At 62.4% G+C, this 25,150-nt stretch carries 23 protein-coding genes; 4 read left to right on the top strand and 19 right to left on the bottom strand.

Annotated features, from left to right (window positions below; all coding sequences use genetic code 11):
* The first annotated feature begins 97 nt into the window (after window positions 1-97).
* Window positions 98-1,003, top strand: a complete 906-nt coding sequence (locus PDMSB3_RS15150) for an alpha/beta hydrolase (RefSeq protein ID WP_007180900.1) — start codon at window positions 98-100, stop codon at window positions 1,001-1,003.
* A 21-nt stretch (window positions 1,004-1,024) separates the two neighbouring features.
* Here the strand turns inward: PDMSB3_RS15150 and PDMSB3_RS15155 are convergent, their stop codons facing one another.
* A complete protein-coding gene (locus tag PDMSB3_RS15155; RefSeq protein WP_007180899.1) occupies window positions 1,025-1,834 on the bottom strand; it encodes an enoyl-CoA hydratase in 810 nt (269 codons plus the stop codon).
* A gap of 47 nt (window positions 1,835-1,881) precedes the next feature.
* Complete coding sequence (locus PDMSB3_RS15160; RefSeq protein ID WP_007180898.1) at window positions 1,882-2,805, bottom strand: histone deacetylase family protein; 924 nt, start codon at window positions 2,803-2,805, stop codon at window positions 1,882-1,884.
* 292 nt (window positions 2,806-3,097) lie between these two features.
* On the opposite strand from PDMSB3_RS15160, the gene mltB reads away from it, so the two are divergent.
* Complete coding sequence (gene mltB, locus PDMSB3_RS15165; protein ID WP_035517949.1) at window positions 3,098-4,246, top strand: lytic murein transglycosylase B; 1,149 nt, start codon at window positions 3,098-3,100, stop codon at window positions 4,244-4,246.
* Window positions 4,247-4,359: 113 nt separating this feature from the next.
* Here the strand turns inward: mltB and cysM are convergent, their stop codons facing one another.
* The 15 genes from cysM to serC form a co-directional block, all read right to left on the bottom strand.
* Complete coding sequence (gene cysM / locus PDMSB3_RS15170) at window positions 4,360-5,262, bottom strand: cysteine synthase CysM (RefSeq protein WP_007180896.1); 903 nt, start codon at window positions 5,260-5,262, stop codon at window positions 4,360-4,362.
* A 271-nt stretch (window positions 5,263-5,533) separates the two neighbouring features.
* Window positions 5,534-5,899 (bottom strand): ComEA family DNA-binding protein, encoded by a 366-nt coding sequence (locus PDMSB3_RS15175; protein WP_007180895.1) that lies wholly within the window; start codon window positions 5,897-5,899, stop codon window positions 5,534-5,536.
* Between the two features lie 77 nt (window positions 5,900-5,976).
* Entirely contained in the window at window positions 5,977-6,969 is a 993-nt protein-coding gene (gene rfaD / locus PDMSB3_RS15180; protein ID WP_007180894.1) for an ADP-glyceromanno-heptose 6-epimerase, read from the bottom strand.
* Between the two features lie 143 nt (window positions 6,970-7,112).
* Entirely contained in the window at window positions 7,113-8,120 is a 1,008-nt protein-coding gene (gene rfaE1 / locus PDMSB3_RS15185) for a D-glycero-beta-D-manno-heptose-7-phosphate kinase (protein ID WP_007180893.1), read from the bottom strand.
* A complete protein-coding gene (locus tag PDMSB3_RS15190; RefSeq protein WP_007180892.1) occupies window positions 8,086-9,489 on the bottom strand; it encodes a UDP-glucose dehydrogenase family protein in 1,404 nt (467 codons plus the stop codon). Before PDMSB3_RS15190 ends, rfaE1 begins: the two co-directional genes overlap by 35 nt.
* 147 nt (window positions 9,490-9,636) lie before the next feature.
* Window positions 9,637-10,812 (bottom strand): lipopolysaccharide assembly protein LapB, encoded by a 1,176-nt coding sequence (lapB, locus tag PDMSB3_RS15195; protein ID WP_007180891.1) that lies wholly within the window; start codon window positions 10,810-10,812, stop codon window positions 9,637-9,639.
* Between the two features lie 68 nt (window positions 10,813-10,880).
* Window positions 10,881-11,174, bottom strand: coding sequence for a LapA family protein (locus PDMSB3_RS15200; protein ID WP_007180890.1), 294 nt, complete (start codon window positions 11,172-11,174; stop codon window positions 10,881-10,883).
* Between the two features lie 362 nt (window positions 11,175-11,536).
* Entirely contained in the window at window positions 11,537-11,860 is a 324-nt protein-coding gene (locus tag PDMSB3_RS15205) for an integration host factor subunit beta (protein WP_007180889.1), read from the bottom strand.
* A gap of 101 nt (window positions 11,861-11,961) precedes the next feature.
* Complete coding sequence (gene rpsA, locus PDMSB3_RS15210) at window positions 11,962-13,695, bottom strand: 30S ribosomal protein S1 (protein ID WP_007180888.1); 1,734 nt, start codon at window positions 13,693-13,695, stop codon at window positions 11,962-11,964.
* A gap of 164 nt (window positions 13,696-13,859) precedes the next feature.
* Window positions 13,860-14,546 (bottom strand): (d)CMP kinase, encoded by a 687-nt coding sequence (gene cmk, locus PDMSB3_RS15215; protein ID WP_007180887.1) that lies wholly within the window; start codon window positions 14,544-14,546, stop codon window positions 13,860-13,862.
* 35 nt (window positions 14,547-14,581) lie between these two features.
* Entirely contained in the window at window positions 14,582-15,886 is a 1,305-nt protein-coding gene (aroA, locus tag PDMSB3_RS15220) for a 3-phosphoshikimate 1-carboxyvinyltransferase (protein ID WP_007180886.1), read from the bottom strand.
* Window positions 15,887-15,905: 19 nt separating this feature from the next.
* Complete coding sequence (locus PDMSB3_RS15225) at window positions 15,906-16,847, bottom strand: prephenate dehydrogenase (protein ID WP_165186782.1); 942 nt, start codon at window positions 16,845-16,847, stop codon at window positions 15,906-15,908.
* 51 nt (window positions 16,848-16,898) lie between these two features.
* A complete protein-coding gene (hisC, locus tag PDMSB3_RS15230; protein ID WP_165186784.1) occupies window positions 16,899-18,011 on the bottom strand; it encodes a histidinol-phosphate transaminase in 1,113 nt (370 codons plus the stop codon).
* Between the two features lie 80 nt (window positions 18,012-18,091).
* A complete protein-coding gene (gene pheA / locus PDMSB3_RS15235) occupies window positions 18,092-19,174 on the bottom strand; it encodes a prephenate dehydratase (protein ID WP_007180883.1) in 1,083 nt (360 codons plus the stop codon).
* Between the two features lie 70 nt (window positions 19,175-19,244).
* A complete protein-coding gene (gene serC, locus PDMSB3_RS15240) occupies window positions 19,245-20,291 on the bottom strand; it encodes a 3-phosphoserine/phosphohydroxythreonine transaminase (protein WP_232064202.1) in 1,047 nt (348 codons plus the stop codon).
* Between serC and PDMSB3_RS37870 the strand changes: the two genes are divergently transcribed.
* Complete coding sequence (locus PDMSB3_RS37870; RefSeq protein WP_232064278.1) at window positions 20,181-20,639, top strand: hypothetical protein; 459 nt, start codon at window positions 20,181-20,183, stop codon at window positions 20,637-20,639. The genes serC and PDMSB3_RS37870 overlap by 111 nt on opposite strands.
* Here the strand turns inward: PDMSB3_RS37870 and PDMSB3_RS15245 are convergent.
* Window positions 20,623-21,225, bottom strand: a complete 603-nt coding sequence (locus tag PDMSB3_RS15245; RefSeq protein ID WP_007180881.1) for a DUF2059 domain-containing protein — start codon at window positions 21,223-21,225, stop codon at window positions 20,623-20,625. The two genes, PDMSB3_RS37870 and PDMSB3_RS15245, sit on opposite strands and share 17 nt — an antisense overlap.
* A 123-nt stretch (window positions 21,226-21,348) precedes the next feature.
* Window positions 21,349-23,997: a DNA gyrase subunit A gene (gyrA, locus tag PDMSB3_RS15250; protein ID WP_165186788.1), complete on the bottom strand. Its 2,649-nt coding sequence runs from the start codon at window positions 23,995-23,997 to the stop codon at window positions 21,349-21,351.
* A 485-nt stretch (window positions 23,998-24,482) separates the two neighbouring features.
* Here gyrA and ompA point away from each other — a divergent pair, with 485 nt between their 5' ends.
* A complete protein-coding gene (gene ompA / locus PDMSB3_RS15255; protein ID WP_007180879.1) occupies window positions 24,483-25,130 on the top strand; it encodes an outer membrane protein OmpA in 648 nt (215 codons plus the stop codon).
* Window positions 25,131-25,150 lie beyond the last annotated feature (20 nt).

Below are 25,150 nucleotides of genomic sequence, written 5' to 3' on the forward strand. Positions count from 1 at the left end.
GGAATTAGAGGCCCGCCCGGTGCGAGATGCTCGCGCGCACGCCGGCACTACGACTATGATCGGGCGAACAAAATCAGCATCAGGATAATCGGCAGTCATGGAGACGTCCCCAAGCAGCACTGTGCAGCCCGTCGCGGGCAAGCGAAACGCTGGCGAGCCGCTGCGCTCGTCGGTCACGGCCGGCGACGGCGTGGAATTGCCGCTATACCGCTGGCCGGCCGCCGCGCCGATGCGCGCCACCGTGGCGCTGATCCACGGGCTGGCCGAGCACGCCGGTCGATACGCGGCGCTGGCCGCGCGGCTGAACGCGGCCGGCATCGAACTGGTGGCGATCGATCTGCGCGGCCACGGCCGCGCGCCCGGCAAGCGGGCCTACGTGAAGCGCTTCGACGACTATCTGCTGGACGCGCAAGCCTTGCTCGACGCCGCGGCGCAAAGTTGCGCGCCGCTCTTCCTGATGGGCCACAGCATGGGCGGCGCCGTGGCCGCGCTCTACGCGATCGAGCGCCTCGAAGCGAGCGGCCGGCGCCTGAACGGCCTGATCCTGTCGAGCCCGGCGCTGGCGCCCGGCCGCGACGTGCCGCGCTGGATGCTCAAGCTGAGCCAGGTGATCAGCCGTCTCTACCCCAGCTTCCCCGCGATGAAAATCGACGCCGCGCTGCTCTCGCGCCTTCAACCCGTAGTGAATGCCAATCGCAACGACCCGCTCGTGCATCACGGCGCGATTCCCGCGCGCACCGGCGCGGAACTGTTGCTGGCAATGGCGCGTATCGAACGCGGCCGGGCGGGCTTGCGTGTACCGCTGCTGGTCTATCACGGCACCGCCGACAAGCTCACCGAACCCGAAGGCAGCCGCGACTTCGGCCAGCACGCAGGCTCACCGGACAAGACGCTCACCCTGCACGAGGGCAGCTATCACGAAACGATGAACGACATGGACCGCGATAGGGTGATTGGGGCGTTGATCGAGTGGATCGAAAAACGGCTGGTGGTTAGAGGCTGAACCATGCCCTGAACGACGCCGCTAGCCCGCGTCACGTTTCCAGTCAGGCGGCCGTTTGTCGATGAACGCCTGCACGCCTTCGAGCGCCGACTCATCCATCATGTTGCAGGCCATCGTCTGGCCGGCAAGCTGGTAAGCCGCTTCGATACCCATCTCCAACTGCCGATAGAAGAGGCCTTTGCCCGCGCTCACGGCTTCGACGGGTTTAGCGCAGATGCTGGCGGCGAGCCGCGTGAGTTCCGCGTCGAGCGCATCCGCGGGGACCACACGGTTCACGAGACCTTCCCGCTTCGCGCCCACGGCATCGATGAAATCGCCGGTGAGCAGCATTTCGAGCGCCGCTTTACGCGACAGGTTACGCGACAGCGGCACCGAAGGCGTCGCGCAGAAAAGCCCGAGGTTGACGCCCGAAACGGCAAAACGCGCCGTATCGGCTGCGACCGCCAGATCGCACATCGCGACGAGCTGGCAACCGGCCGCCGTGGCAACGCCTTGCACGCGCGCGATCACCGGTTGCGGCAAGCGCTGGATCGTCATCATGAGCTTCGTGCAGCGGGCGAACAGCGCCTGATAGTACGCGAGCGACGGCGCCGCGCGCATTTCCTTCAGATCGTGTCCCGCGCAGAACGCCCGGCCCGCGCCGGCGATCACGACCACGCGCGCGTCCGACCGGCCGATCTCGCTCAATGCCGTCTGCAGCTCGTCGAGCAAGGCTTCGGAAAGCGCATTAAAGGCATCGGGCCGGTTCATCGTCAAACGCACGACGCCCGGCACACCGTACCCGCCGTGTTCGATCTCGACTAGTGAAGCGTTGCGCGCCTCGGCGTTCATGACTCACTCCTCGTTGCGTGGATGGCGAGCGCGCGCGGCGCGGCGGCTCAGATCCCGGCCAGCGAGCGCATGTGGGCGACCACGCTGCGCCCCAGCGCGGACAGGTTGTAGCCGCCTTCAAGACAACTGACGATCCGCCCGCGCGAATAGCGCTTCGCGATCTCGCGCATCTGATCGGTGATCCACGCGTAATCGTCTTCGACGAGGCCCATGTTGCCGAGATCGTCCTCGCGATGCGCGTCGAAGCCGGCCGAGATGAACAGCATCTCCGGCTTGAATTCATGCAGGCGCGGCAGCCACAGCATGTCCACCGCTTCGCGCACCGCCATGCCTTTCGAGCGCGCCGGCAGCGGCACGTTGCACATGTTGGGCGCCTGGTTGTCGGCGCCGGTGAACGGATAGAACGGATGCTGGAAGAAGCTGCACATCAGCACGCGCGAGTCGCCCGAGAACGCCGCTTCGGTACCGTTGCCGTGATGCACGTCGAAGTCGATGATCGCGACGCGTTCGAGTCCGTGCACTTCGAGCGCATGACGCGCGGCGATCGCGATATTGTTGAAAAAGCAGAAACCCATAGCGCGCGCCGGTTCGGCATGGTGGCCGGGCGGCCGCACGCTGCAGAACGCGTTGTCGTAACGGCCTTCGATCACCGCGTCGGTCGCGGCTACCGCAGCACCCGCCGCGCGCAACGCGGCTTGCAAGGTGTGCGGGTTCATCGTCGTATCGGGATCGATTTCGGCCATGCCTTCAACCGGTGACCGGCTGCGGATGTAATCGACGTGGGCTTGCGTATGCACGCGCAGCAGCGCGGCTTCGTCGGCAAGCGGTGCCGACTCGCGCTCGATCAGCGAATCGATGCGGCTCGCGATCAATTGGTCTTCGATTGCCTGCAGGCGCGCCGGGCATTCGGGATGCCATTGCCCCATATCGTGCAGCAGACAGTCGGCGTGGGAATAAAAGCCAGTTGCCATGATTCTTTTCTGCGGCGACGCGCCTTGTGGCGCGTGCGGCGTGTCTCCATCCAGGGGCGCGCGCCCTCGGCGCGCCAACATTCATCAAGTTACCACACGATGCGGCTGTGACGCGTCAGGCACAGTTTTGCGGAAGGCGTCGGGTATACTGCCCCGATCGGTTTTTCCCCGCCTTTCCCTTGACTCTTACGCACCGCGCCCTTTGCTCACTATGACCGTCAAGCTTGCTCTGTCTGCACGAAACCGGCTACGTACCAGAACCCTCGCCGCCGCACTCTCCGTCGCATCGTGCATGTTCATGGCAACCAGTCCCGCGATCGCGCAAAGCGTCGGCAAAAAGCCACCGGTGCTGCTCGCGCAAAGCCAGCCGCAACCCGCTGTGCCGCAAGGGCAAACGTTTGAAGAAGAGATCATTCCGCAGCGCTACGCGAACAATCCCAATGTCGACGCGTTCATCAACGACATGGCCGCGCGTTACGACTTCGACGAGGCCGCACTGCATGCGCTCTTTGCCAGCGTGAGTTATTCGGCAACCGCGGTCAAGCTCGTAACGCCGTCGCCCTCGCCGGCGGTGAAGAACTGGCGCGTGTATCAGTCGCGCTTTCTCGACCAGGTCCGCATCAATGCCGGCGTGCGTTTCTGGCGTGCGAACCAGGCCACGCTGCAGCGCGCGTACGAGGAGTTCGGCGTGCCGCCGGAAGTGGTCGTCGGCATTATCGGCGTGGAGACGATCTATGGGCGCTTCATGGGCAACTTCCGTGTGCTCGACGCACTGACCACGCTCAGCTTCGATTATCCGAACACCGCCAATCGCGCGGATCGCCAGGCAACCTTCCGCAAGAATCTCGAAGACTACCTGGTGTGGACTCGCGACTCGCAGATCGACCCGACCTCGGTGCTGGGTTCCTACACCGGCGCGATCGGTATTCCGCAGTTCCTGCCGAGCAGCATTGTGCAATACGCGGTGAGCTACGACGGCAACCGGCAGATCGACCTGCGCACGAGCCAGGCGGACGCGATTGGCAGCGTGGCGAACTATCTGCGTCAGAACGGTTGGGAAAATGGCCGGCCGGTGGTGTGGAAGATCGGCTCGGACGCCGGCAGCCTGGGCGTCGCGCAAGCTGCCGCCGACGGTCAGCCGGAGCCGCACTGGCCGCTCGATCAATTGCTGCGCGCCGGACTACTGCTGAACGAACCCGGCGTGGATATCGCGTCGGAAGCCGGCACGCCGGTGACGGTGGTGGATCTGCCTTCGCCGGGACGCGGCACCGAGTACGTGCTGGGCCTGAAGAATTTCTACGTGCTGACGCGCTATAACCGCAGCTTCTTTTATGCGCTCGCGGTCTATCAGTTGGGCCAGCGGGTCAAGGCGCAGATGGAAGCAAGCGACGCGGCAAACGCCGGCAACGGCGCGGCAGCGCCGGCTGGCACTTCGCAATAGACGGAACAGGCGGCAGCGGGTGCGGCGAGTTCGCCTCACGAGTAAATATGAAAAAAGCGCCGGTTGTGAATCGGCGCTTTTTTCATTGACGGGCTAGAAGCTCCGCGACGCATTTATGCGGGAAACACACCCGTGGACAGATAACGGTCGCCGCGATCGCATACGATGAACACGATCGTCGCGTTCTCGACCTGCCGCGCGACGCGCAGCGCCACTTCGCACGCGCCGCCCGACGAGATGCCGGCAAAGATGCCTTCCACCGACGCCATACGGCGCGCCATAGCCTCGGCGGCGGCCTGGCTCACATTCTCCACACGATCCACGCGGCTGCGATCGAAAATCTTCGGCAGATAGGCTTCCGGCCATTTGCGGATGCCCGGAATGCGCGAACCCTCTTCGGGTTGCGCGCCGATGATCTCGATCGCCTGGTTCTGCTCTTTCAGATAAGTGGACACGCCCATGATCGTGCCGGTCGTGCCCATGGACGACACGAAATGGGTAATGCGACCTTCGGTATCGCGCCAGATTTCCGGGCCCGTGCCTTCGACGTGCGCGGCCGGATTGTCCGGATTGGCGAACTGGTCGAGGATGATGCCCTTGCCTTCGCGCTGCATCTGCTCGGCCAGATCGCGTGCGTACTCCATCCCGCCCGTGACCGGCGTGAGCACGATCTGCGCGCCGTACGCGGCCATGCTCTGACGGCGTTCCACCGACAGATCTTCCGGCATGATCAGCACCATTTTGTAGCCACGGATCGCGGCCGCCATAGCCAGCGCAATACCGGTGTTGCCGCTGGTCGATTCGATCAGCGTGTCGCCGGGCTTGATGCGCCCGCGCGCTTCCGCTTTCTTGATCATCGACAACGCAGGGCGATCCTTCACCGAGCCCGCAGGGTTGTTGCCCTCGAGCTTCGCAAGGATCACGTTGTTGCGGCTGCGGATCTCGTCGTCAGGGAGCCGGACGAGTTGCACGAGCGGCGTATTGCCGATCGTGTCTTCAATCGTTTTGTAAGCCATATCGGTTTTGGTGCTGTCGGTGCGCGAAGTCTTAATCCGTCGATTCTAAACCACCGTGCCCCCACCTGCCGCGCGGCCCTTCTGTCCGCATGGATGCAAGCGCCCGTCCGCGAACGCCTTCAACGCAAAAAGCCCGCGGCTGAGAACCGCGGGAGCCAGTCATCTGCATGACAGCTGAAGGAGTGTTCGTGACGACTCCGACCATGAAGGAAAACTGCGCGAATGGAGCAGGCGCGCGGCCGTCGGGCCCGCGCGCCAGCTCCGCGTCAGGCTATTTCTTCACTGCCACCGTGGCACTGTTCTTCGGCGCGTTGGCCGGAACGGCCGCGCCTTTGGTCTGTGCAGACGCCGCAGCCTGCGTGTTAGCAGCCGCGCCAGCCGGACCGACAGCGAGACCCTCCGCCTGCAGGCGCTCGACGGTATGCCCGCCCATGCCCTTGACGCGCTTGCCGAGATCGGCCGGGTCCTTGAACGGACCATGCGCCGCACGCTCGTCGAGAATGGCTTTCGCTTTGGCAGGACCGATGCCCTTGATGCCGCGCAGCGCGTCCTCATTAGCCGTGTTGACGTCGACCGCCGCATAAGCGTGGCCGAAAGCGGCGAGCATGGCCGCGGTAACCAGAATTTTTCGAAACATATGGAATCTCCCTCGTACAACCGGTTGGAGACCATCACCAACCGGGAGATTCCAGTTTAAAGAGGGATCCGAATTATTTACACCTGGCCGAATAGCCAACGTACGTAACGATCGACACCTTCCTGCACGCTCAGGAACGGCGCGTCGTAGCCGGCCGCGCGCAGCTTCGACTGATCCGCCTGCGTGAAGCACTGGTACTTGCCGCGCAATGCATCGGGGAACGGAATATATTCGATCATCCCGCGCTGCACCTGTTCCGCGAGCGACAACGCCGGTTCGTTGTTCAGCGTTCGCAGCGTATTGACCACCGTGCTGGCGATGTCGTTGAACGGTTGTGCACGGCCGCTACCCAGATTGAAGATGCCCGACTTGTCCGGATTGTCGAAGAAGAACAGGTTGACCTTCACCACGTCTTCAACCGAAACGAAGTCGCGCGTCTGCTCACCCGCCGCGTAGCCGTTGTATTCGCCGAACAGCTTGACCTTGCCCTCGGCGCGGAACTGGTTGAAGTTGTGAAACGCCACCGACGCCATGCGTGCCTTGTGCGTTTCGCGCGGCCCGTATACGTTGAAATAACGGAAGCCGGCAATCTGGCTTTTCGCCGTGGGCAGCACGCGGCGGATCACCTGGTCGAACAGGAACTTCGAGTAGCCGTACACGTTCAGCGGCTGCTCGACTTCGCGCTCTTCGACGAAACGGCTCGAGCCGCCGTACGTAGCCGCCGAGGATGCATACAGGAACTGGATGTTCTGCGCGAGGCAGACGTCGAGCACCTCGCGGCTATAGCGGAAGTTGTTGTCCATCATGTAGCGGCCGTCGGTTTCCATCGTGTCCGAACAGGCGCCTTCGTGGAAAATCGCGCGCACCTTGCCGAAGTCCCCGCGCTTGAAGCGTTCGACGAACTCGGTTTTGTCGAGGTAGTCGTCGATCTCGCAGTCGACCAGGTTCTTGAACTTGTCCGCGCGCGTCAGATTGTCCACCGCGATGATGCGCTGTTCACCGCGCTCGTTGAGCGCCTTCACGAGATTGCTGCCGATAAAACCGGCCGCGCCGGTGACGATGAGGGTCATGATGATCCTGCGGTAGTGAGCTTTGCATAGGATCGGAGTAAGCGCTCTGTGCCGACTCCGATCGACAGGTTCAGTTGCCGTCCCGCGGATCCCTCTATGCGCCGTTCATGACTCAAGCACAGCGAGGAACCCGGCGGTCCGCATCAATGAAAAAGTTCGTCGTAGTCGACAGTGGCGGTGCCCAGTTTGCCGACCACGATGCCGGCCGCGCGATTCGCGAGCCCGACCGCCTCGACCAGCGTGAGACCCGCGCCGAGCATGGCGGCGAGCGTGGCGATCACGGTGTCGCCCGCACCCGAAACATCATACACTTCGCGTGCGACAGCCGAAGCGTGCAGGACGCCGTCGTCCGAGAAGAGCGTCATACCCTCTTCCGAACGCGTCAGCAGCAGCGCCTTGAATTCCAGGTCGGTGCGCAGTTTCGTTACGCGCGCGAGCAGATCTTCTTCCGATTTCCACTGACCGACCACCTCGCGCAACTCAGCACGGTTCGGCGTGATCAGGGTAGCGCCGCGATAGCGTTCCCAGTCATCGCCCTTCGGATCGACCAGCACCGGCTTGCCCGCCGCATTCGCCTTCGAGATCATCTGCGTGACGTGGGTCAGGCCGCCCTTCGCATAGTCGGACATCAGAATCACGTCGTGCGACGGCAGCAGTTCGTCGAACCGGGCGAGACCCGCGAGCAGCACCTCGTGCGCCGGCGAATTTTCGAAGTCCACACGCAACAATTGTTGCTGGCGTGACAGCACCCGCAGCTTGATCGTGGTGAGGAGCGCCGGGTCGCGCTCGAGATACGGCTTTACGCCGCTTTCATTCAGCAACTGCACGATACGCTCGCCGGGCTCGTCATGGCCGACCACGCATAGCAAGCCTGCCTGTGCGCCGAGCGCGACCGCATTGCGCGCGACGTTCGCCGCGCCGCCGAGGCGGTCTTCCTGACGCTGCACCAGCACGACCGGCACAGGCGCTTCCGGCGAAATGCGGTTCACGTCGCCGAACCAGTAGCGATCGAGCATGACGTCGCCCACCACCAGCACGCGCGCCGCGGCGAGCCGTTCGCGCGGCACGACGGTAAGCTGCGGCGCGGGCGTGGACGCAGCGGCACCGGGCGTGGTCTCAGGCATCGGCCGGAAGTTCAGAGGGTTGGGCATAAGGGCGTCCAATCGAGTGATAGTCGATGCCGAGCTCGGTCATCGCGTCCGGTTCATACAAGTTGCGTCCGTCGAAAATCAGCGGCGACTTCAGCACCGATTTCAGATGGACGAAGTCCGGACTCTTGAATTCTTTCCATTCGGTCACGATCACGAGGGCGTCGGCGCCCGTAAGCGTTTCGTCCTGCGTGGTCGCAAAGGCGAGACGCGCGAACTGGTCCGGTGCGTCATGCAGATCCATGGCGAACACGCGGCGCGCTTCGGTCACCGCGACCGGATCGTACGCGCGCACGTGGGCGCCGCGCGCCAGCAGTTCCGCGATCAGGCGGCGGCTCGGCGCCTCGCGCATGTCGTCGGTATTGGGCTTGAACGCAAGCCCCCACACCGCGAACGTGCGGCCGCTCAGATCGTTGCCGAGCTTGCTCGTGATCTTTTGCACCAGCACGTCTTTCTGCCTGTCGTTCACTTCTTCGACCGCTTCCAGAATGCGCAGATTGTGGCCGCTTTCGCTGGCCGTGCGGATCAGCGCCTGGACGTCTTTAGGGAAGCACGAGCCGCCGTAGCCACAACCCGCATACAGGAAGTGATAGCCGATCCGCGGATCGGAGCCGATGCCGCGGCGCACCGCTTCGATATCCGCGCCGACGCGATCGGCCAGATTCGACATTTCGTTCATGAACGAGATGCGCGTGGCGAGCATCGCATTCGCGGCGTATTTCGTGAATTCGGCCGAGCGCACGTCCATGTACAGCGTGCGTTCGTGATTGCGGTTGAACGGCGCGTACAGACGCTTCATCAGTTCGCGCGCGCGCAAGCCGGCTTCGTCTTCGTCAAGGCCGATCACAATGCGGTCGGGGCGCATGAAGTCGTCGACCGCCGCGCCTTCCTTCAGGAATTCCGGATTGGACACCACCGAGAAGCGATGTTGCGCGCTGCCGGCAAGTCCGCGTTTGGCCAATTCTTCTTCGACCACCGCGCGCACACGCTGCGCGGTGCCGACCGGCACCGTCGACTTGTCGACGATCACCTTGAAGCCGTTCATCGTGCGGCCAATGTTGCGGGCCGCTTCGAGCACGTATTGCAGATCGGCCGAACCGTCTTCGTCCGGCGGCGTGCCGACGGCAATGAACTGCACGTCGCCGTGCGCGACGCTGGCTTCGACATCCGTGGAAAACGTGATGCGGCGCGCCGCGCGCGTGCGGGCGATCATCTCCTGCAAACCGGGCTCGTGAATCGGCACGCCGCCGTTGTTGAGGATTTCGATCTTGCGCGGATCGACGTCGAGACAGAAAACGTCGTGACCGATCTCGGCGAGACACGCGCCAGTAACGAGACCCACATAGCCCGTGCCGATAATGGTGATTTTCATACGCTATCCGGTAGAGGGTTCCGGTGATGATTCCCGGCGATGAAGCCAGTCATGAACATGTTGCGAAATCCGCCCGCGCAGGGCGGTTGTCACACGCCGGGGCAGCAGCGCGACCGCGCGGCCAAAGCCGGCGTTGCAGCCTGAGCCTCAGTTCGATGCGGTGATCGGCTCGACGCGACGCGGCGCATAGGTTTCCCAACCGCTGCAACCCGGGCACTGCCAGTAGAAAAGCCGTGCCCTGAAGCCGCAATTCTGGCACGTATACCGTGGCAGATTTTTGGTGCGCTGGCGAATCAACGTGCGCATCAGTTCGAGTTCGCTGCGCCGCGGTTCTTCCGCAACGGCTTCCTGCGCCTCGAGCAGCCGCGTCATGCCCGCCAGATTCGGCGACTTCTGCATTTGCGAGCGCGCCAGCGCATGCGCGGCCTCGGGTCCGCGCAACGATGCGACGTGTTGATAAGCAACGTCGAGCAGATCGTTGGTCGGATAGCGGTCCACCCACGTGGTAAGCAGATCGGCGCCATCTTGCGGGCGGCCGAGCGCTTCGTAGGCCTTCATCAGCTTTTCGGCGACCAGCGGCAGATAGGCGGGGTTCTGCTCCTCCACGCGCCGCCATTGGGCAATCGCCGCTTCCTGCGCGCCGCCTGCCGCGTCGACGTCGCCGAACAGGATCGTGGCGCGCACGTTGGTCGGGTTCGCCTTCAAGGCGAAGCCGAGTTGGCGGCGAGCCTCGTCGGGTTTCTTCTGTTGTAGCGCTTCCTGCGCAAGTTCGCAGTGGAACTGCGCGATTTCCTTGTCCAGCGACTCCGCGCCCATCGTTTCCAGATGACGGGCCGTGTCGATCGACTTGACCCAGTCCTTCTCGATTTCGTAGATGGTGAGGAGCGCCCGCTGCGCGCCCAACGCGTAGTCGCCGGTTTCGAGCGAGCGGAAGGTTTCCTCCGCGCGGTCGAGCAGACCCGCTTTCAGGAAATCCTGCCCTAACTCGTAGAGCGCGTGATCGCGCTCGCTGACCGGCAGGTCGGCGCGGCTCAACAGATTCTGATGCACGCGAATCGCGCGGTCCGTCTCACCGCGTCGACGGAACAGATTGCCCAGCGCGAAGTGCAATTCGACCGTTTCGGGATCGAGCTTCACCACTTCGATGAACGCATCGATCGCCTGGTCCGGCTGCTCGTTGAGCAGGAAGTTCAGCCCGCGAAAATACGAGCGCGGCAGGTTGGCGCTTTCGGAGAGCAGCGTCTTGAGGTCGTAGCGCGCAGCCATCCAGCCGAACGCGAAAGCGACGGGTATGACAAGCAGCCACCAGAAGTCTAGATCCATGCGATTAATGCAAATGTACGGGAAAGCGAAGACGGAAAGCCGCGCTCATGGTGCGCGGCACAAGGAATTCAGATCAGCGGCGGCATGGGCGGTTGCTCGACCACGACCGGAGCTTCGCGCGCCACGCGCAACTCGCGCTTGAGCCGGCCATTTTCCATGCGCAAGCGCACCATGGCCGGCATCGACGACACCAGCCCGGCCAGCAACCCGACCACGAAGAACACGAGGCCGATCAGGATCAGGGGCTGCGACCACGTGTAACCACCGGGAAATTTCAGCGTAGCAGGATCTGTATTGGAAAGCGCCAGCACCAGCAGCAGCACGAACACCAGCACCCGGATCAGCCAGACGATAAATTTCATGAATAGGTCTCTTGACGGCAGTTGCGGGGTGACGCCGGCTTGATGACGCGTCGCGCCACGGTGTTGCCCGCGCCGAAGTGACCCGTATTGTAATTGAAGCCCTCGCGGCTGGGCAGGAACTGGCGGATTGCGGGCTTACGCGGCTTTATCTTGCCGCAGGCAGCAGGGACGGCGGGGCGGTTTGTCCGGGTTCTACAGTCGCGCTTGTGGACCGTACTTCGGGCCGGGCGGAACGTGGCGGCACAAAAACGCAAACGCACAGACGAAAAAAAAGCGCCCGAAGGCGCTTTTCTGGTCTCTTGCCGGCTGGCTTTGGCCGCTGACACTATCTATGCCACGCTGTAACTGGCGCAGCGAAGCATTTACAGGTCGTCATCCGGCTCTTCGGCCTTCAACGGCTCACCCGCGCGACGATCCACCCGTTCGCGCAACTCCTTGCCCGGCTTGAAGTGCGGTACGTACTTCTCAGGTACTAACACCTTTTCGCCCGACTTGGGATTACGCCCGACGCGGGACGGACGGCGGTTAAGGCCGAAGCTGCCGAAGCCGCGAATTTCAATGCGATGACCATTGGCAAGTGCCTCCGACATCGCATCAAGCATCGTCTTCACCGCGAAATCCGCATCCTTAAGGACAAGTTGCGGAAATCGCGTAGCCAGCTGGGCGACCAATTCCGATTTGGTCATACTGCAGCAGACCTCTCAAGAAAACGCCGGGCCGCCCCCAAGCTTTCTTGGCCCCCTTGGGGGCCCTGGCGCGAAGCGACAGGTTTGGGGGCGCTCCTCAATTACGGGTTCTGGCCGTCGAGCTTGGCCTTCAGCAGCGCGCCGAGGTTCGTCGTGCCGGTGGCAGCCGAACTCGAGTCCGACGAAGCCAGGCCGCGGATCGCTTCCTGTTGCTCGGCCGAATCCTTAGCCTTGATCGACAGGTTGATGCCACGCGACTTGCGATCGATGTTGATGATCATCGCGTTGACCTTGTCGCCGTCCTTCAGCACGTTGCGAGCATCTTCCACGCGGTCTTGTGCGATTTCCGAAGCGCGCAGGTAGCCTTCGACTTCCGCCGACAGTTGAACCACAGCACCCTTCGCGTCCACCGTCTTGACCACGCCGTCGACGATCGAACCCTTGTCGTTCATGGCAACGAAGTTGCTGAACGGGTCGCCTTCGAGCTGCTTGATGCCCAGCGAAATGCGTTCCTTCTCGACGTCGATGCCGAGAACGATCGCTTCCACTTCGTCGCCCTTCTTGTACTTGCGAACTGCCTCTTCGCCCGTTTCCGACCACGACAGGTCCGACAGGTGAACCAGACCGTCGATGCCGCCCGGCAGACCGATGAAGACGCCGAAGTCGGTGATCGACTTGATTGCGCCTTGCAGCTTGTCGCCCTTCTTGAAGTTGCGGCTGAAGTCGTCCCACGGGTTCGGCTTGCATTGCTTCATGCCGAGGCTGATACGGCGGCGGTCTTCGTCGATTTCCAGAACCATGACTTCGACTTCGTCGCCCAGTTGCACAACCTTCGACGGTGCAACGTTCTTGTTCGTCCAGTCCATTTCCGACACGTGGACCAGGCCTTCGATGCCCGATTCGACTTCGACGAATGCGCCGTAGTCAGTGATGTTGGTGACCTTACCGAACAGGCGCGTGCCCGACGGATAACGGCGCGAGATGCCTTCCCACGGATCGTCGCCCAGTTGCTTGATACCCAGCGAAACGCGGTTCTTCTCTTGATCGAACTTGAGGATCTTCGCGGTGACTTCCTGGCCAACCGACAGCACTTCGCTCGGGTGACGCACACGACGCCATGCGATGTCGGTGATGTGCAGCAGGCCGTCGATACCACCGAGGTCCACGAACGCGCCGTAATCCGTGATGTTCTTCACCACGCCTTCCACGATCGCGCCTTCCTTCAGCGTTTCGAGCAGCTTTGCGCGCTCTTCGCCCTGGGTCGCTTCGATCACGGCACGGCGCGACAGCACGACGTTGTTACGCTTGCGGTCGAGTTTGATGACGCGGAATTCCAGCGTCTTGCCTTCGTACGGGGTCGTGTCCTTGACCGGACGCGTGTCGACCAGCGAACCCGGCAGGAACGCGCGGATGCCGTTGACCATGACGGTCATGCCGCCCTTGACCTTGCCCGTGATCGTGCCGGTCACGAGTTCGTTGTTGTCGAGAGCCTTTTCCAGCGACAGCCACGAAGCCAGACGCTTCGCTTTGTCGCGCGACAGGATCGTGTCGCCATAGCCGTTTTCGAGCGCGTCGATCGCGACGGAAACGAAGTCGCCCGCCTGCACTTCTACCTCGCCCGCGTCGTTCAGGAACTCTTCGAGCGGGATGTAGGCTTCGGACTTGAGACCAGCGTTGACGACCACGAAGTTGTGGTCAACACGCACGACTTCGGCGGAGATCACTTCGCCAGCGCGCATGTCTTGCTTGGTCAGCGACTCTTCGAACAGAGCCGCAAAAGATTCGGTATTCGGGGTAGAGGTTTGCAGGTCGGACATAAAAATCAAAATTTGCATGGTTCTCGCGGTGCCCGGCTGGCCGGACGGTCAGCAATATCGGCAAGAATGCGAATGCCACGCGGGGTTAAAGGGTTAACACAACGCCTCGCGACGACGCGCGAAGCACCTACTGACAACGAACTTCTACTGCGCCCGCCGCTGATGCACAACCGGTACTTTCATCAGGCATGCGGGACTAAAGCTTCATACCATTGCACCACCTGCTCGACCGCCTGGTCGACTGACAATGCGGAGGTATCAAGCAGCTTGGCGTCCGCTGCAGGCTTGAGCGGCGCGGCTACGCGCTGACTGTCACGCTCGTCGCGCTCACGCAAATCCCGGAGCAAGTCATCTATGTTAGCAGAAAATCCTTTTTGGATCAATTGCTTATGCCGCCGCGCCGCGCGGGCCTCGACGCTTGCGGTCATGAACACCTTCAGCACGGCATCCTGGAAGATGACCGTGCCCATGTCGCGGCCGTCGGCAACCAGCCCCGGTTCCTTGCGGAAAGCCCGCTGGCGCGCCACCAGCGCGGCGCGCACGGGCGCGTGCACGGCGATCGCCGAGGCGCGGCTGCCCACTTCCTCGGCGCGAATTTCGGCCGACACGTCGAGGCCGTCGAGTTGCGCCAGCCCTTCGCGAAAAGTGATATGCAGATCGTCGATCAGCTTTACAAGGGCGTCGACGTCGTGCGCGTCAATGTTGTAGCGCAGGCTGGCAAGCGCGGCGAGACGATACAGCGCGCCGCTGTCCAGCAAATGGAAGCCGAGGCTCGCGGCAACCAGCGCGGCCACGGTGCCTTTGCCGGAGGCACTCGGGCCGTCGATCGTAATGACGGGCGTCTGGTGAAAGGGACGGGTCGGTTTCATCGAAAAAGTTGCACGTCGGTCGATTCGGGGTCGAATCAGGGTTGAGCAAGCGCAATGAAGCGCTCGAAATAATCCGGAAAAGTCTTGCCGACGCACTTCGGGTCGTTGATACGGACCGGTACGCCGCCGAGACTCACCAGCGAGAAGCACATGGCCATGCGGTGATCGTCGTAGGTATCGATGGCGGCGTTCGGAATCAGCTTTTCAGGCGGTTCGATGACGATGAAGTCCTCGCCTTCCTTCACCTTGGCGCCGACCTTGCGCAGTTCGGTCGCCATTGCGGCGAGCCGGTCGGTTTCCTTCACGCGCCAGCTGGCGATGTTGCGCAGCGTGGTCGCGCCGTCCGCGAACAGCGCCGCGACAGCGATCGTCATTGCAGCGTCGGGAATCAGGTTGCAGTCCATGTCGATCGGCTCGAGCTTGCCGCTGTCGTGGCCGACGCCGCGCACCTCGATCCAGTCGTCGCCCATCTGCAGGTTCGCGCCCATCTTGATGAGCGCATCGGCAAAGCCGACGTCGCCCTGGATGCTGGCCCGGCCGACGCCCTCCACTTTCAGCGGGCCGCCGCCGAGCGCCCCGGCCGCGAGGAAATAAGAAGCGGACGACGCATCGCCCTCCACCATGATCCTGCCCGGCGACTGATAGCGCTGCCCCGCCGGCACGACGAACTGATGCCAGCCGTGGCGTTCGACCTTGATGCCGAAGCGCTCCATCAGCTTGATGGTGATCTCGATATACGGCTTCGAGATCAGTTCGCCGTCCACCTGCACGGTACTCACGCCGCTTCCGGTCCGCAAGAGCGGCAGCGTCATGAGAAGCGAGGTCAGGAACTGGCTCGACACGTCGCCGCGCACGGTGATCGGCGCGTCGGCATTGATCTGCCCGGGGCGAATTCGCAGCGGCGGATAGCCTTCGTTCTCTTCGTAGTCGATCTTCGCGCCGAGCTGGCGCAGGCCGTCGACCAGATCGCCGATCGGCCGCTCGTGCATGCGCGGCACGCCGTGAATGCGATAGTCGCCGCCATTGACCGCCAGCGCCGCCGTCAGCGGACGCACCGCCGTGCCGGCGTTGCCGAGAAACAGATCCGCCGTGCGCGCCGTGAACGCACCGCGCGTGCCGGTCACGACGCAGGTGTCGCCGTCGCGCTTCAGACGCACGCCGAGTTTCTCGAGCGCGTCGAGCATCACGCGGGTGTCGTCGGAGTCGAGCAGGTTCGTGATCGTCGTTTCGCCTTCGGCGAGCGCCGCGAGCAGCAGCACCCGGTTCGAGATGCTCTTCGAGCCAGGCAGACGAATCGTGCCGGACGCGCGAGAGAACGGTCCGAGATCGAGGAATTCCATGATTGAGTCCAGTTTCCGGTTATTTCGACGCGTCGCCATTGGCGACGCCGCCAGCGCGCTGTTCCTGCCATTCGGTACGCGCTACGCGCGAGCGCGCGAACACGGTTTCGAGGGCGGCACCGTCGGCGGCTTCGATTGCCGCGCGCAGGCCGGCAAGTACCGCCGTATAGGCGTCGAGTTCGTCGAGCAGCGCGACCCGATTGGCCACGCAGACGTCGCGCCACATTTCCGGGCTCGACGCGGCAATGCGCGTGAAATCGCGGAAGCCGCCCGCCGCGAACGAGAATTTCAGCGCGGCATCGGGTGAATTGAGAATCTGCTCGACCAGCGCGAACGAAAGCAGGTGCGGCAAATGGCTGACCGACGCGAACACGCGGTCGTGCTGCTCGGGCGCCATGTCACGCACAAGCGCACCGGTGGCCCGCCACATGGCGGCGACACGCTCCACGGTTGCCGGCGCACTCTCCGGCAGCGGGCACAACACGACATTGCGGCCCACATACAGCTCGGGCAAGGCCGCCTCCACGCCGCTGGCTTCGCGGCCGGCAATCGGATGCCCGGGCACGAACTGGCTGATGCGCGCGCCGAGCGCCGCGCGGGCGGCGGCGACCACGTCCGACTTGGTACTGCCGGCGTCCGTGACGATCGTGGCCGGATCGAGAAACGGCGCGATGCGTTCGAGCAACGGCTGTGTCTGCGCGACGGGCGCGGCCAGCAGCACGAAGTCGGCACCGGACAATGCTTCGCGCAGCGAGGCGTCGTCGTTCAGCGCCGCCGAGCCGTCGATCACACCCAGTTCCAGAGCGCGCTCGGTCGACGCGGACGAACGTCCGACACCGATCACCGTGCGCGCACCCTCGGTCCCGTTCCGTTCGCGCAGCGCGCGCGCGAGCGATCCGCCGATCAGGCCGACACCGAAAATTACCAGCTTGTCAAAAGAAAACGCGGCCACGTCGGTCACATAGAGCGCGCCTTTCAATACCGACGAGGCGCGCGGGTCAAGGGTTACCGCTTAAGCGGGGTCGAGCGCTTTTTCGAGCGCAGCAAGGAATGCTTCGTTTTCTTCCGGCAAGCCGATCGTGACACGCAGCCATTGCGGCAAACCATAGTTGCCGACCGGCCGCACGATCACGCCCTGCTTCAGCAGCTCCAGGTTGACGCGGCCGCCTGCTGCGTCGTCGTTGCCGACACGTACCAGCACGAAGTTGCCGTCCGACGGCACATACTCCAGACCGAGCTTGTCGAAGGCTTCGGTCAAACGGCGATAGCCTTGCGCGTTCAACGCGGCGCTCTTCTCCAGAAACGCCCTGTCGCTCAGCGCGGCGATCGCCGCGGCTTGCGCCAGTGTGTTCACGTTGAACGGCTGACGCAGACGATTCAGCAGATCGGTCAATTCAGGCTGTGCGATCGCGAAACCCACGCGCAAACCGGCGAGGCCGAACGCCTTCGAAAATGTTCGCGACACCAGCAGATTCGGGTAGCGGCGCACCCACGCGATCGAGTCGTAGCGCTTCTCTTGCGGCAGATATTCCGTGTACGCCTCGTCGAGCACGACGACCACGTTGCGCGGCACCTTGTCGAGAAACGCTTCGAGCTTCGTGCCTTCAATAAACGTGCCGGTCGGGTTGTTCGGGTTGGCGACGAAAATCAGGCGCGTGTCGTCGGTAATCGCCGCGAGCATTGCGTCGAGGTCATGACCGTATTTGACGGCCGGCACGACGATCGCGCGAGCGCCCAGGCCTTGCGTGGCCAACGCGTAAACCGCGAACGAGTACTGCGCATAGACGATCGACTGGTCCTTTTCCACAAACGCGTGTGCGGCGATTTCGAGGATGTCGTTGCTGCCGTTGCCAAGCGTGATCCAGTCGGCCGGCACGCCGTAGCGCTCGCTCAGCGCAGCCTTCAGCTCGAACGCGTTGGCGTCGGGGTAGCGGCCCAGTTCGCTGGCGGCCTGCGCCATCGCGCGCTGTGCCGATTCCGGCATGCCGAGCGGATTCTCGTTCGAGGCGAGTTTCACGATGATCTTTTCGTCCAGATCGAATTCGCGGGCCACTTCCGAAATCGGTTTGCCTGCGATGTAAGGCGCAATGGCACGCACGTAGGAAGGACCGAAAGACGCTGTCATGAGAATCTCCGAACGACTATGAGTAATGGGATGTGCGGCTGGGCGCGCCCGGGTGCTGCAGGGTCGCCGTTTGAATATCATCAGCGGGCGCGCGGATACGAGCCCAGAATCTTCAGGAACGCAGCCTTCTCGCCGAGTTCGGCGAGCGCGGCGGCGACCGCCGGATCGTCGCGATGGCCTTCGAGGTCGATGTAGAAGTAGTACTCCCACGTGCCGACCCGTGCCGGACGCGATTCGAAACGCGTCATGGACACGCTGTGGCGTGCCAGCGGTTCGAGCAGCTTGAATACGGCGCCAGGTTCGTTATGCACGGAAACGATCAACGACGTCTGGTCATAACCGCTCGGGCCGGTCGGCTGTTTGCCGATCATCACGAAGCGCGTGCGGTTGTGCGGATCGTCCTGGATCAGCGCATACGCCACCTGCAAGCCATAGTGCGTCGCGGCGCGATCGCCGGCGATGGCCGCCACGGTCGGGTCTTCCGCTGCCATGCGCGCTGCTTCCGCATTGCTCGACACTGCCTGGCGCTCCAGATGCGGCGCGTTGGTCGACAGCCAGCGCTGACATTGGGCAAGCGCCTGCGCATGCGCGCACACGCGCGTTACACCGGTGAGGCCACCGTTCAGCGTCAACAGATTGTGGTGGATCGGCAAAGCCAGCTCGCCGCCGATCGTGAGTTGCGTTTGCAGCAGCAGATCGAGCGTGCGCGACACCGCGCCTTCGGTCGAATTCTCGACAGGCACGACGCCGAATTCCGCGGCGCCCGCCTCGACCGAGCGGAACACTTCGTCGATCGACGGGCACGGCAGGCCTTCGATCGACTGACCGAAGTACTCGTGCATCGCCTGTTCGCTGTAGGTGCCGACCGGGCCGAGATAAGCGGCCTTGATGGTCTTTTCGAGCGCGCGGCTCGCGGCCATGATCTCGCGCCAGATCGCGCTGATATGCTCGCTCGCGAGCGGCCCTTCGCTCATGTCCTGCAGACGCGCGATCACCTGCTGTTCGCGCTCCGGCCGAAACACCGGCGCGTTGAAATGCTTCTTGACCTCGCCCACTTCGAGCGCTACCGCCGCGCGTTGATTGAGGAGCGCGATCAGTTGCGCGTCGAGCGCGTCGATGCGTTCGCGAAGAGGTTTGAGTCGGGTATTGAGTTCGTCGTCCATGCGTGAAAACGGCCCTGCCGGTAGCTGCTGCACAAATGCGTGCTGGAAAGGAAGCGCGCGCCCCGATGACTCAGGCGCTGCGCTGTTCGAATTCCTTCATGTATTCGACAAGCGCTTTGACGCCCTCGAGCGGGACGGCGTTATAAATCGACGCCCGCATGCCGCCGACGGACTTGTGGCCCTTTAGCTGCACCATTCCCCGCGCTTTCGCGCCGGCCAGGAAATCTTCGTTGCGGGACTCGTCGGCGAGGAAGAACGGGACGTTCATCCGCGAGCGCGAGCCGCGTTCGACCTTGTTCAGATAGAAGCTGCTCGAGTCGATCGCGTCGTACAGCAGCTTCGACTTTTCGAGATTGCGTGCTTCCATCGCGGCAAGGCCGCCCTGCTTCTTCAACCACTTGAACACCAGCCCGGCGATGTAGATCGCGTAAGTGGGCGGCGTGTTGTACATCGAATTGTTCTCGGCGACGATCTTCCATTCGAACGCCGACGGGCAGATCGGTTGCGCACGATCGAGCATGTCTTCGCGCACGACCACCACTGTCACGCCCGCCATGCCGATGTTCTTCTGCGCGCCGCCGAACAGCACGCCGTATTTGGCGATGTCCATGGGACGCGACAGGATATGCGACGAGGCATCCGCCACGAGCGGAATATCGCCGAGATCGGGGATCTCGAACGTCTCGACGCCGTGAATCGTCTCGTTCGTGCACAGATGCACGTAAGCCGGGTCGTCCGACAGTTGCCATTCCGAGCGGGCGGGCGCGCGGGTGAAACCATCGGCCGTCTGGCCGCTGGCCGCCAGATGCGCAGTGCCGTACTTCTGCGCTTCCTTGAAAGACTTCTGCGACCATGAACCCGTCACGACGAAATCCGCGCGCGGCTTCGCGCCCATCAGGTTCATCGGCACGATTGCGTTCTCGCCCAATCCGCCACCTTGCAGGAACAGGATGCGGTGGCTCGCCGGCACCTGAAGCAGGTCGCGCAGATCGACGAGCGCTTCCTCATGGATCGACATGAACTCTTTCCCGCGATGGCTCATTTCCATCACGCTCATGCCGCTGCCTTGCCAATCGAGCATTTCGTCGGCGGCTTGACGCAGAACTTCTTCGGGCATGGCCGCGGGGCCGGCGGAGAAATTAAAGACGCGCATCGTGAGATCCTGGAAGCGGGCGCGAAAAATGAAGATCGCGCAAAAATCGGCGAAGCTGACAGCCGGGTCGGCATTGACCGTGAAGATGACAACGCGATTGTGCCGGCGCGATTTTCTGACGCGGGTTTCGGACCATTTCGCGCCGAAAAAGAAAATGGCCGTCTGCGCGTGTGCACAAACAGCCATTATCGCATTGTCACAGCCAAGCCGCCAAACCCGGCACGCCATCCAGCGTGCGAGGCGAGCCCACCGGGCGGCGGCTGGCGCGATATCCGCGCAGCCTCAGGGCGTTGGCTTACTTGGCCGGCTTGACCGAAGCGACTTCCTTGTCGGCCTGGTCACGCGTTGCCTTGATCGATTGCGGCATGTACTTCTGCATCAAGCCGTTCACGACGTCACGGCCAACCTGGTCTTGCACCTGGATGAACTTGCGGCCGGTCGGGCTCTTGTAGAACGTAGTCAGATCCTTGATTTCCGACGTGCTGTAGTACTTCGCGTAGGCGTCGTACTGAGCTTGCATGGCGTCCTGGCGGAAGCTGTCCGTTGCGAACACCTGGCCTGCGCCGTCAACCAGCTTCGGCACTGCGTTCTTTTGCAGCGTCGGGACGGAAGCCTGCTTCTGCTTGTCCGTCATCGTCTTGTTTTCGCTCAGAGCGTCCGACAGGATTGCCGGAACCAGCTGCTTGGCTTGCATCTGGGCGCTGTTGCCGATCGCGCCGACGAGCTTCTGCGCGTCGATTGCGTCCAACAGATCCTTGATTGCAGCCTGCTTGGCCGGATCAACCGGTGCCGCGGCAGCAGCCGGCGCCGCCGGAGCCGGGCTCTGAAGCGCTTGAGCCATGGCGAAGGTCGGCACGAGGGCAGCCAGCAACATCAGTTGTTTGAATCGTTTTTGCATCATTACTCCCTAATAGAAATGAACTTGAACAGCAAGCTGCGCGGGATACGTATCAGCCCGACACGCCATTATTCCCGGCACAGCTTTCAACCAGTCACTGAGTCTGTAAGACGCTGACACGAATCAGGCCGCACCGCCCTCTTCGCCGCCGCTGTCATCCGCGTTGTTACCTTCAGCGGGACCTTCGGCGTCGCTTTCCGCATCACCTTCCGCTTCCGCCTCAGCAACCTGTTGCAGACCTGAAAGCTTGGTCCCTTCGTCAAGGCTGATGAGTGTAACACCTTGGGTTGCACGTCCCATTTCCCGAATTTCCGATACCCGCGTACGGATCAGCACGCCGGTATTGGTGATCAGCATGATCTGCGCTTCCTGATCCACCAGCGTGGCGGCAACGACCTTGCCGTTACGCTCCGAGGTCTGGATCGCGATCATGCCCTTCGTACCGCGGCCATGACGGGTGTACTCGATGATCGGCGTACGCTTGCCAAAACCGTTTTCCGTGGCGGTGAGCACCGACTGCTGCTCGTCGCCGGCTACCAGCAACGCGATCACGTTCTGGCCGTCTTCGAGCTGCATGCCGCGTACACCGCGCGCCTCGCGGCCCATCGGACGCACGTCGTTTTCGTCGAAGCGGACCGCCTTGCCCGAATCCGAGAACAGCATCACGTCGTGCTGACCGTCGGTAATCGCGGCACCGATCAGGTAATCGCCGTCATCCAGACCGACCGCAATAATACCCTTGCGCAACACGCGGCCAAAGGCTTCCAGCGGCGTCTTTTTTACGGTTCCTAACGCAGTGCCCATAAAGACGAATTTGTCAGCCGAGAATTCCTTGACCGGCAAGACGACCGTAATCTTCTCGCCTTCCTGAAGCGGGAAGATATTGATGATCGGACGGCCGCGCGAGTTCCGCGAACCTTGCGGCACTTCATAGACCTTCACGCTGTAGACGCGGCCGCGATTGGAGAAGCACAGAATGTGATCGTGCGTGTTCGCGATGAACAGCGTGTCGATCCAGTCGTCTTCTTTCATTGCCGTGGCCTGCTTGCCGCGACCACCCCGCTTCTGCGCGCTGTACTCGGACAGCGGCTGCGATTTCACGTAACCCGCGTGCGACATGGTCACGACCATCTCTTGCGGCGTGATCAGATCTTCCGTGTTCAGTTCGGTTGCGTTCAGCTCGATTTTGGAGCGGCGCGCATCGCCGAACTCGGCTTTGATCGACGTGAGTTCCTCGACGATGATCGCCGTAATGCGTTCCGGGCGAGCCAGAATGTCCAGCAGGTCGGCGATTTGCGCCATGACTTCGCGGTACTCGCCGATGATCTTGTCCTGCTCCAGGCCGGTCAGGCGCTGCAGACGCATCTGCAGAATTTCCTGAGCCTGGGTGTCGGACAGACGGTAAAGGCCGTCGGACTGCATGCCGAACGACGGATTCAAACCGTCAGGACGGTAGGCTTCGCGACCACCCGCCGACGCGTTTTCCGTCTCGGCACGCGCCAGCATCTCACGCACCAGCGACGAATCCCACGGACGCGCCATCAATTCCTGCTTGGCGATCGGCGGAGTCGGCGCCGCTTTGATGATTGCGATGAACTCGTCGATATTGGCAAGCGCGACCGCCAGGCCTTCGAGCACGTGGCCGCGTTCGCGCGCCTTGCGCAGTTCGTATACAGTGCGCCGCGTCAGCACTTCCCGGCGATGCGACAGGAAGCACGACAGCATTTCCTTCAGGTTCAGCAGCTTCGGCTGGCCGTCGACCAGCGCGACCATGTTCATGCCGAAGGTGTCCTGAAGCTGGGTCGCCTTGTACAGATTGTTGAGCACCACTTCCGGCACTTCGCCGCGCTTCAGTTCGATCACGACGCGCATGCCGCTCTTGTCGGACTCGTCGCGGATGTCGGAAATGCCTTCGAGCTTCTTTTCGTTGACCAGTTCGGCGATGCGCTCCAGAAGTGAGCGCTTGTTCACCTGGTACGGCAGCTCGTCGACGATGATCGCCATGCGCTGGCCGCGGTCGATTTCCTCGAAGTGCGTCAGCGCGCGCATCACCACGCGGCCGCGGCCCGTGCGATAGCCGTCGCGCACGCCCGCCACGCCGTAGATGATGCCGGCCGTCGGGAAGTCGGGCGCCGGAACGATCTCGATCAGTTCGTCGATCGTGGCTTCCGGGTTCTTGAGCAGATGCTGGCAGGCGTCGACAACTTCATTGAGGTTGTGCGGCGGAATGTTGGTTGCCATGCCGACCGCGATACCGGACGAACCATTGATCAGCAGATTGGGAATGCGCGCCGGCAGGATGGCCGGCTCGTTTTCGCTGCCGTCGTAGTTCGGCGTGAAGTCGACCGTTTCCTTGTCGATGTCGGCCAGCAGTTCATGGCCGATCTTCGCCATGCGGATTTCGGTGTACCGCATGGCCGCGGCATTGTCGCCGTCGACCGAGCCGAAGTTGCCCTGGCCGTCTACCAGCATGTAGCGCAGCGAGAAGTCCTGCGCCATCCGGACGATGGTGTCGTAAACAGCCGTGTCGCCGTGCGGGTGATATTTACCGATAACGTCGCCGACAATACGCGCCGACTTCTTGTAAGCCCGGTTCCAGTCGTTGTTCAGTTCGTGCATCGCGTACAGCACGCGCCGGTGCACCGGCTTCAGGCCATCGCGAACATCGGGAAGCGCACGCCCTACGATCACGCTCATCGCGTAATCGAGATACGAACGGCGCATTTCCTCCTCTAGGGAGATTGGCAGAGTCTCTTTGGCGAATTGATCCATTATCCGTATCTTTTACGTGCCAAGACGACGGCTTGACTACATTTCGCCGCGTCTTCGCGTAAGCATTGCAGGCGCAACGCATCACGCGATTCTAACATGCCGCGAATCCGCGCCGACGAAGGTACGTATACCTATTAGGCAGCGAATGCGGAGCACACCTCGACGCCCCATTTTTGAGACAGGGCAGGCTCGATTCGTGCGTGGGGCAATTCGCCGCTGAGCCATGACTGGCGGCGCCTCCGGGCGATTACTTCTGTTGCGCATGCACCACAATTGGAAGGTGATTTGATGGGGGGCAGATTTTTTTATCGTTGGAAGGGAACGATATGGCAAAATGCCAACGCACAAAGAGTTAGACACTGCTCGAAGTCTACACAGCACGTTTTTTGTTCTACACCGATGTTATACTTCGAGCAATGTATGACTTGTCTTCGTCAACAGGCTCGCAGTAAACCTGCGGTAATCTCAATTTCGAGAGGAGAAATATGAATAAACTTTCAAAGCTCGCGTTCATTGCAGCTACCGCAGTTATGGCTGCATCCGCCATGGCGCAATCGGTGCCGGCGTCGCGACAAGCCACGAACGACAACTGGGTGAATGGTACCGGCGAATACGTGTGGATGAACGGCACGAACGAGCTTTGCTGGCGCGATGCATTCTGGACGCCGGCAACGGCCAACGCAAAGTGCGATGGCGCCCTGGTTGCCCAGGCTCCGACCCCGCCGGCTCCGGTCGCACCTGCACCGGCCATCACGAGCCAAAAGATTACGTATCAAGCTGACGCGCTGTTCGACTTCGACAAGGCAATCCTGAAGCCGGGCGGCAAGGAAAAGCTGGACGATCTGGCATCGAAGATCGGCGCACTGAACCTCGAAGTCGTCGTCGCAACGGGTTACACGGACCGTATCGGTTCGGACAAGTACAACGACCGTCTGTCGCTGCGCCGTGCTCAAGCTGTGAAGGCATACCTGGTCAGCAAGGGCATCGAATCCAACCGTATCTATACGGAAGGCAAGGGCAAGCGCAACCCGGTCACGACCGGTTGCAACCAGAAGAACCGCAAGCAACTTATCGCCTGCCTCGCACCGGATCGTCGCGTGGAAGTCGAAGTTGTCGGTACTTCGAAGCAATAAGCTGCACATTGCCGCAGTAT

This window comes from Paraburkholderia dioscoreae, from assembly GCF_902459535.1.
GTDB lineage: Bacteria > Pseudomonadota > Gammaproteobacteria > Burkholderiales > Burkholderiaceae > Paraburkholderia > Paraburkholderia dioscoreae.

What these genes read in the sequence shown, in the direction of transcription:
- PDMSB3_RS15150 (WP_007180900.1), top strand. Translation starts at nt 98, where the DNA reads ATGGAGACGTCCCCAAGCAGCACTGTGCAGCCCGTCGCGGGCAAGCGA.
- PDMSB3_RS15155 (WP_007180899.1), bottom strand. Translation starts at nt 1,834, where the DNA reads ATGAACGCCGAGGCGCGCAACGCTTCACTAGTCGAGATCGAACACGGC.
- PDMSB3_RS15160 (WP_007180898.1), bottom strand. Translation starts at nt 2,805, where the DNA reads ATGGCAACTGGCTTTTATTCCCACGCCGACTGTCTGCTGCACGATATG.
- mltB (WP_035517949.1), top strand. Translation starts at nt 3,098, where the DNA reads ATGTTCATGGCAACCAGTCCCGCGATCGCGCAAAGCGTCGGCAAAAAG.
- cysM (WP_007180896.1), bottom strand. Translation starts at nt 5,262, where the DNA reads ATGGCTTACAAAACGATTGAAGACACGATCGGCAATACGCCGCTCGTG.
- PDMSB3_RS15175 (WP_007180895.1), bottom strand. Translation starts at nt 5,899, where the DNA reads ATGTTTCGAAAAATTCTGGTTACCGCGGCCATGCTCGCCGCTTTCGGC.
- rfaD (WP_007180894.1), bottom strand. Translation starts at nt 6,969, where the DNA reads ATGACCCTCATCGTCACCGGCGCGGCCGGTTTTATCGGCAGCAATCTC.
- rfaE1 (WP_007180893.1), bottom strand. Translation starts at nt 8,120, where the DNA reads ATGCCCAACCCTCTGAACTTCCGGCCGATGCCTGAGACCACGCCCGGT.
- PDMSB3_RS15190 (WP_007180892.1), bottom strand. Translation starts at nt 9,489, where the DNA reads ATGAAAATCACCATTATCGGCACGGGCTATGTGGGTCTCGTTACTGGC.
- lapB (WP_007180891.1), bottom strand. Translation starts at nt 10,812, where the DNA reads ATGGATCTAGACTTCTGGTGGCTGCTTGTCATACCCGTCGCTTTCGCG.
- PDMSB3_RS15200 (WP_007180890.1), bottom strand. Translation starts at nt 11,174, where the DNA reads ATGAAATTTATCGTCTGGCTGATCCGGGTGCTGGTGTTCGTGCTGCTG.
- PDMSB3_RS15205 (WP_007180889.1), bottom strand. Translation starts at nt 11,860, where the DNA reads ATGACCAAATCGGAATTGGTCGCCCAGCTGGCTACGCGATTTCCGCAA.
- rpsA (WP_007180888.1), bottom strand. Translation starts at nt 13,695, where the DNA reads ATGCAAATTTTGATTTTTATGTCCGACCTGCAAACCTCTACCCCGAAT.
- cmk (WP_007180887.1), bottom strand. Translation starts at nt 14,546, where the DNA reads ATGAAACCGACCCGTCCCTTTCACCAGACGCCCGTCATTACGATCGAC.
- aroA (WP_007180886.1), bottom strand. Translation starts at nt 15,886, where the DNA reads ATGGAATTCCTCGATCTCGGACCGTTCTCTCGCGCGTCCGGCACGATT.
- hisC (WP_165186784.1), bottom strand. Translation starts at nt 18,011, where the DNA reads ATGACAGCGTCTTTCGGTCCTTCCTACGTGCGTGCCATTGCGCCTTAC.
- pheA (WP_007180883.1), bottom strand. Translation starts at nt 19,174, where the DNA reads ATGGACGACGAACTCAATACCCGACTCAAACCTCTTCGCGAACGCATC.
- PDMSB3_RS37870 (WP_232064278.1), top strand. Translation starts at nt 20,181, where the DNA reads ATGGATCGACATGAACTCTTTCCCGCGATGGCTCATTTCCATCACGCT.
- serC (WP_232064202.1), bottom strand. Translation starts at nt 20,291, where the DNA reads ATGCCCGAAGAAGTTCTGCGTCAAGCCGCCGACGAAATGCTCGATTGG.
- PDMSB3_RS15245 (WP_007180881.1), bottom strand. Translation starts at nt 21,225, where the DNA reads ATGCAAAAACGATTCAAACAACTGATGTTGCTGGCTGCCCTCGTGCCG.
- gyrA (WP_165186788.1), bottom strand. Translation starts at nt 23,997, where the DNA reads ATGGATCAATTCGCCAAAGAGACTCTGCCAATCTCCCTAGAGGAGGAA.
- ompA (WP_007180879.1), top strand. Translation starts at nt 24,483, where the DNA reads ATGAATAAACTTTCAAAGCTCGCGTTCATTGCAGCTACCGCAGTTATG.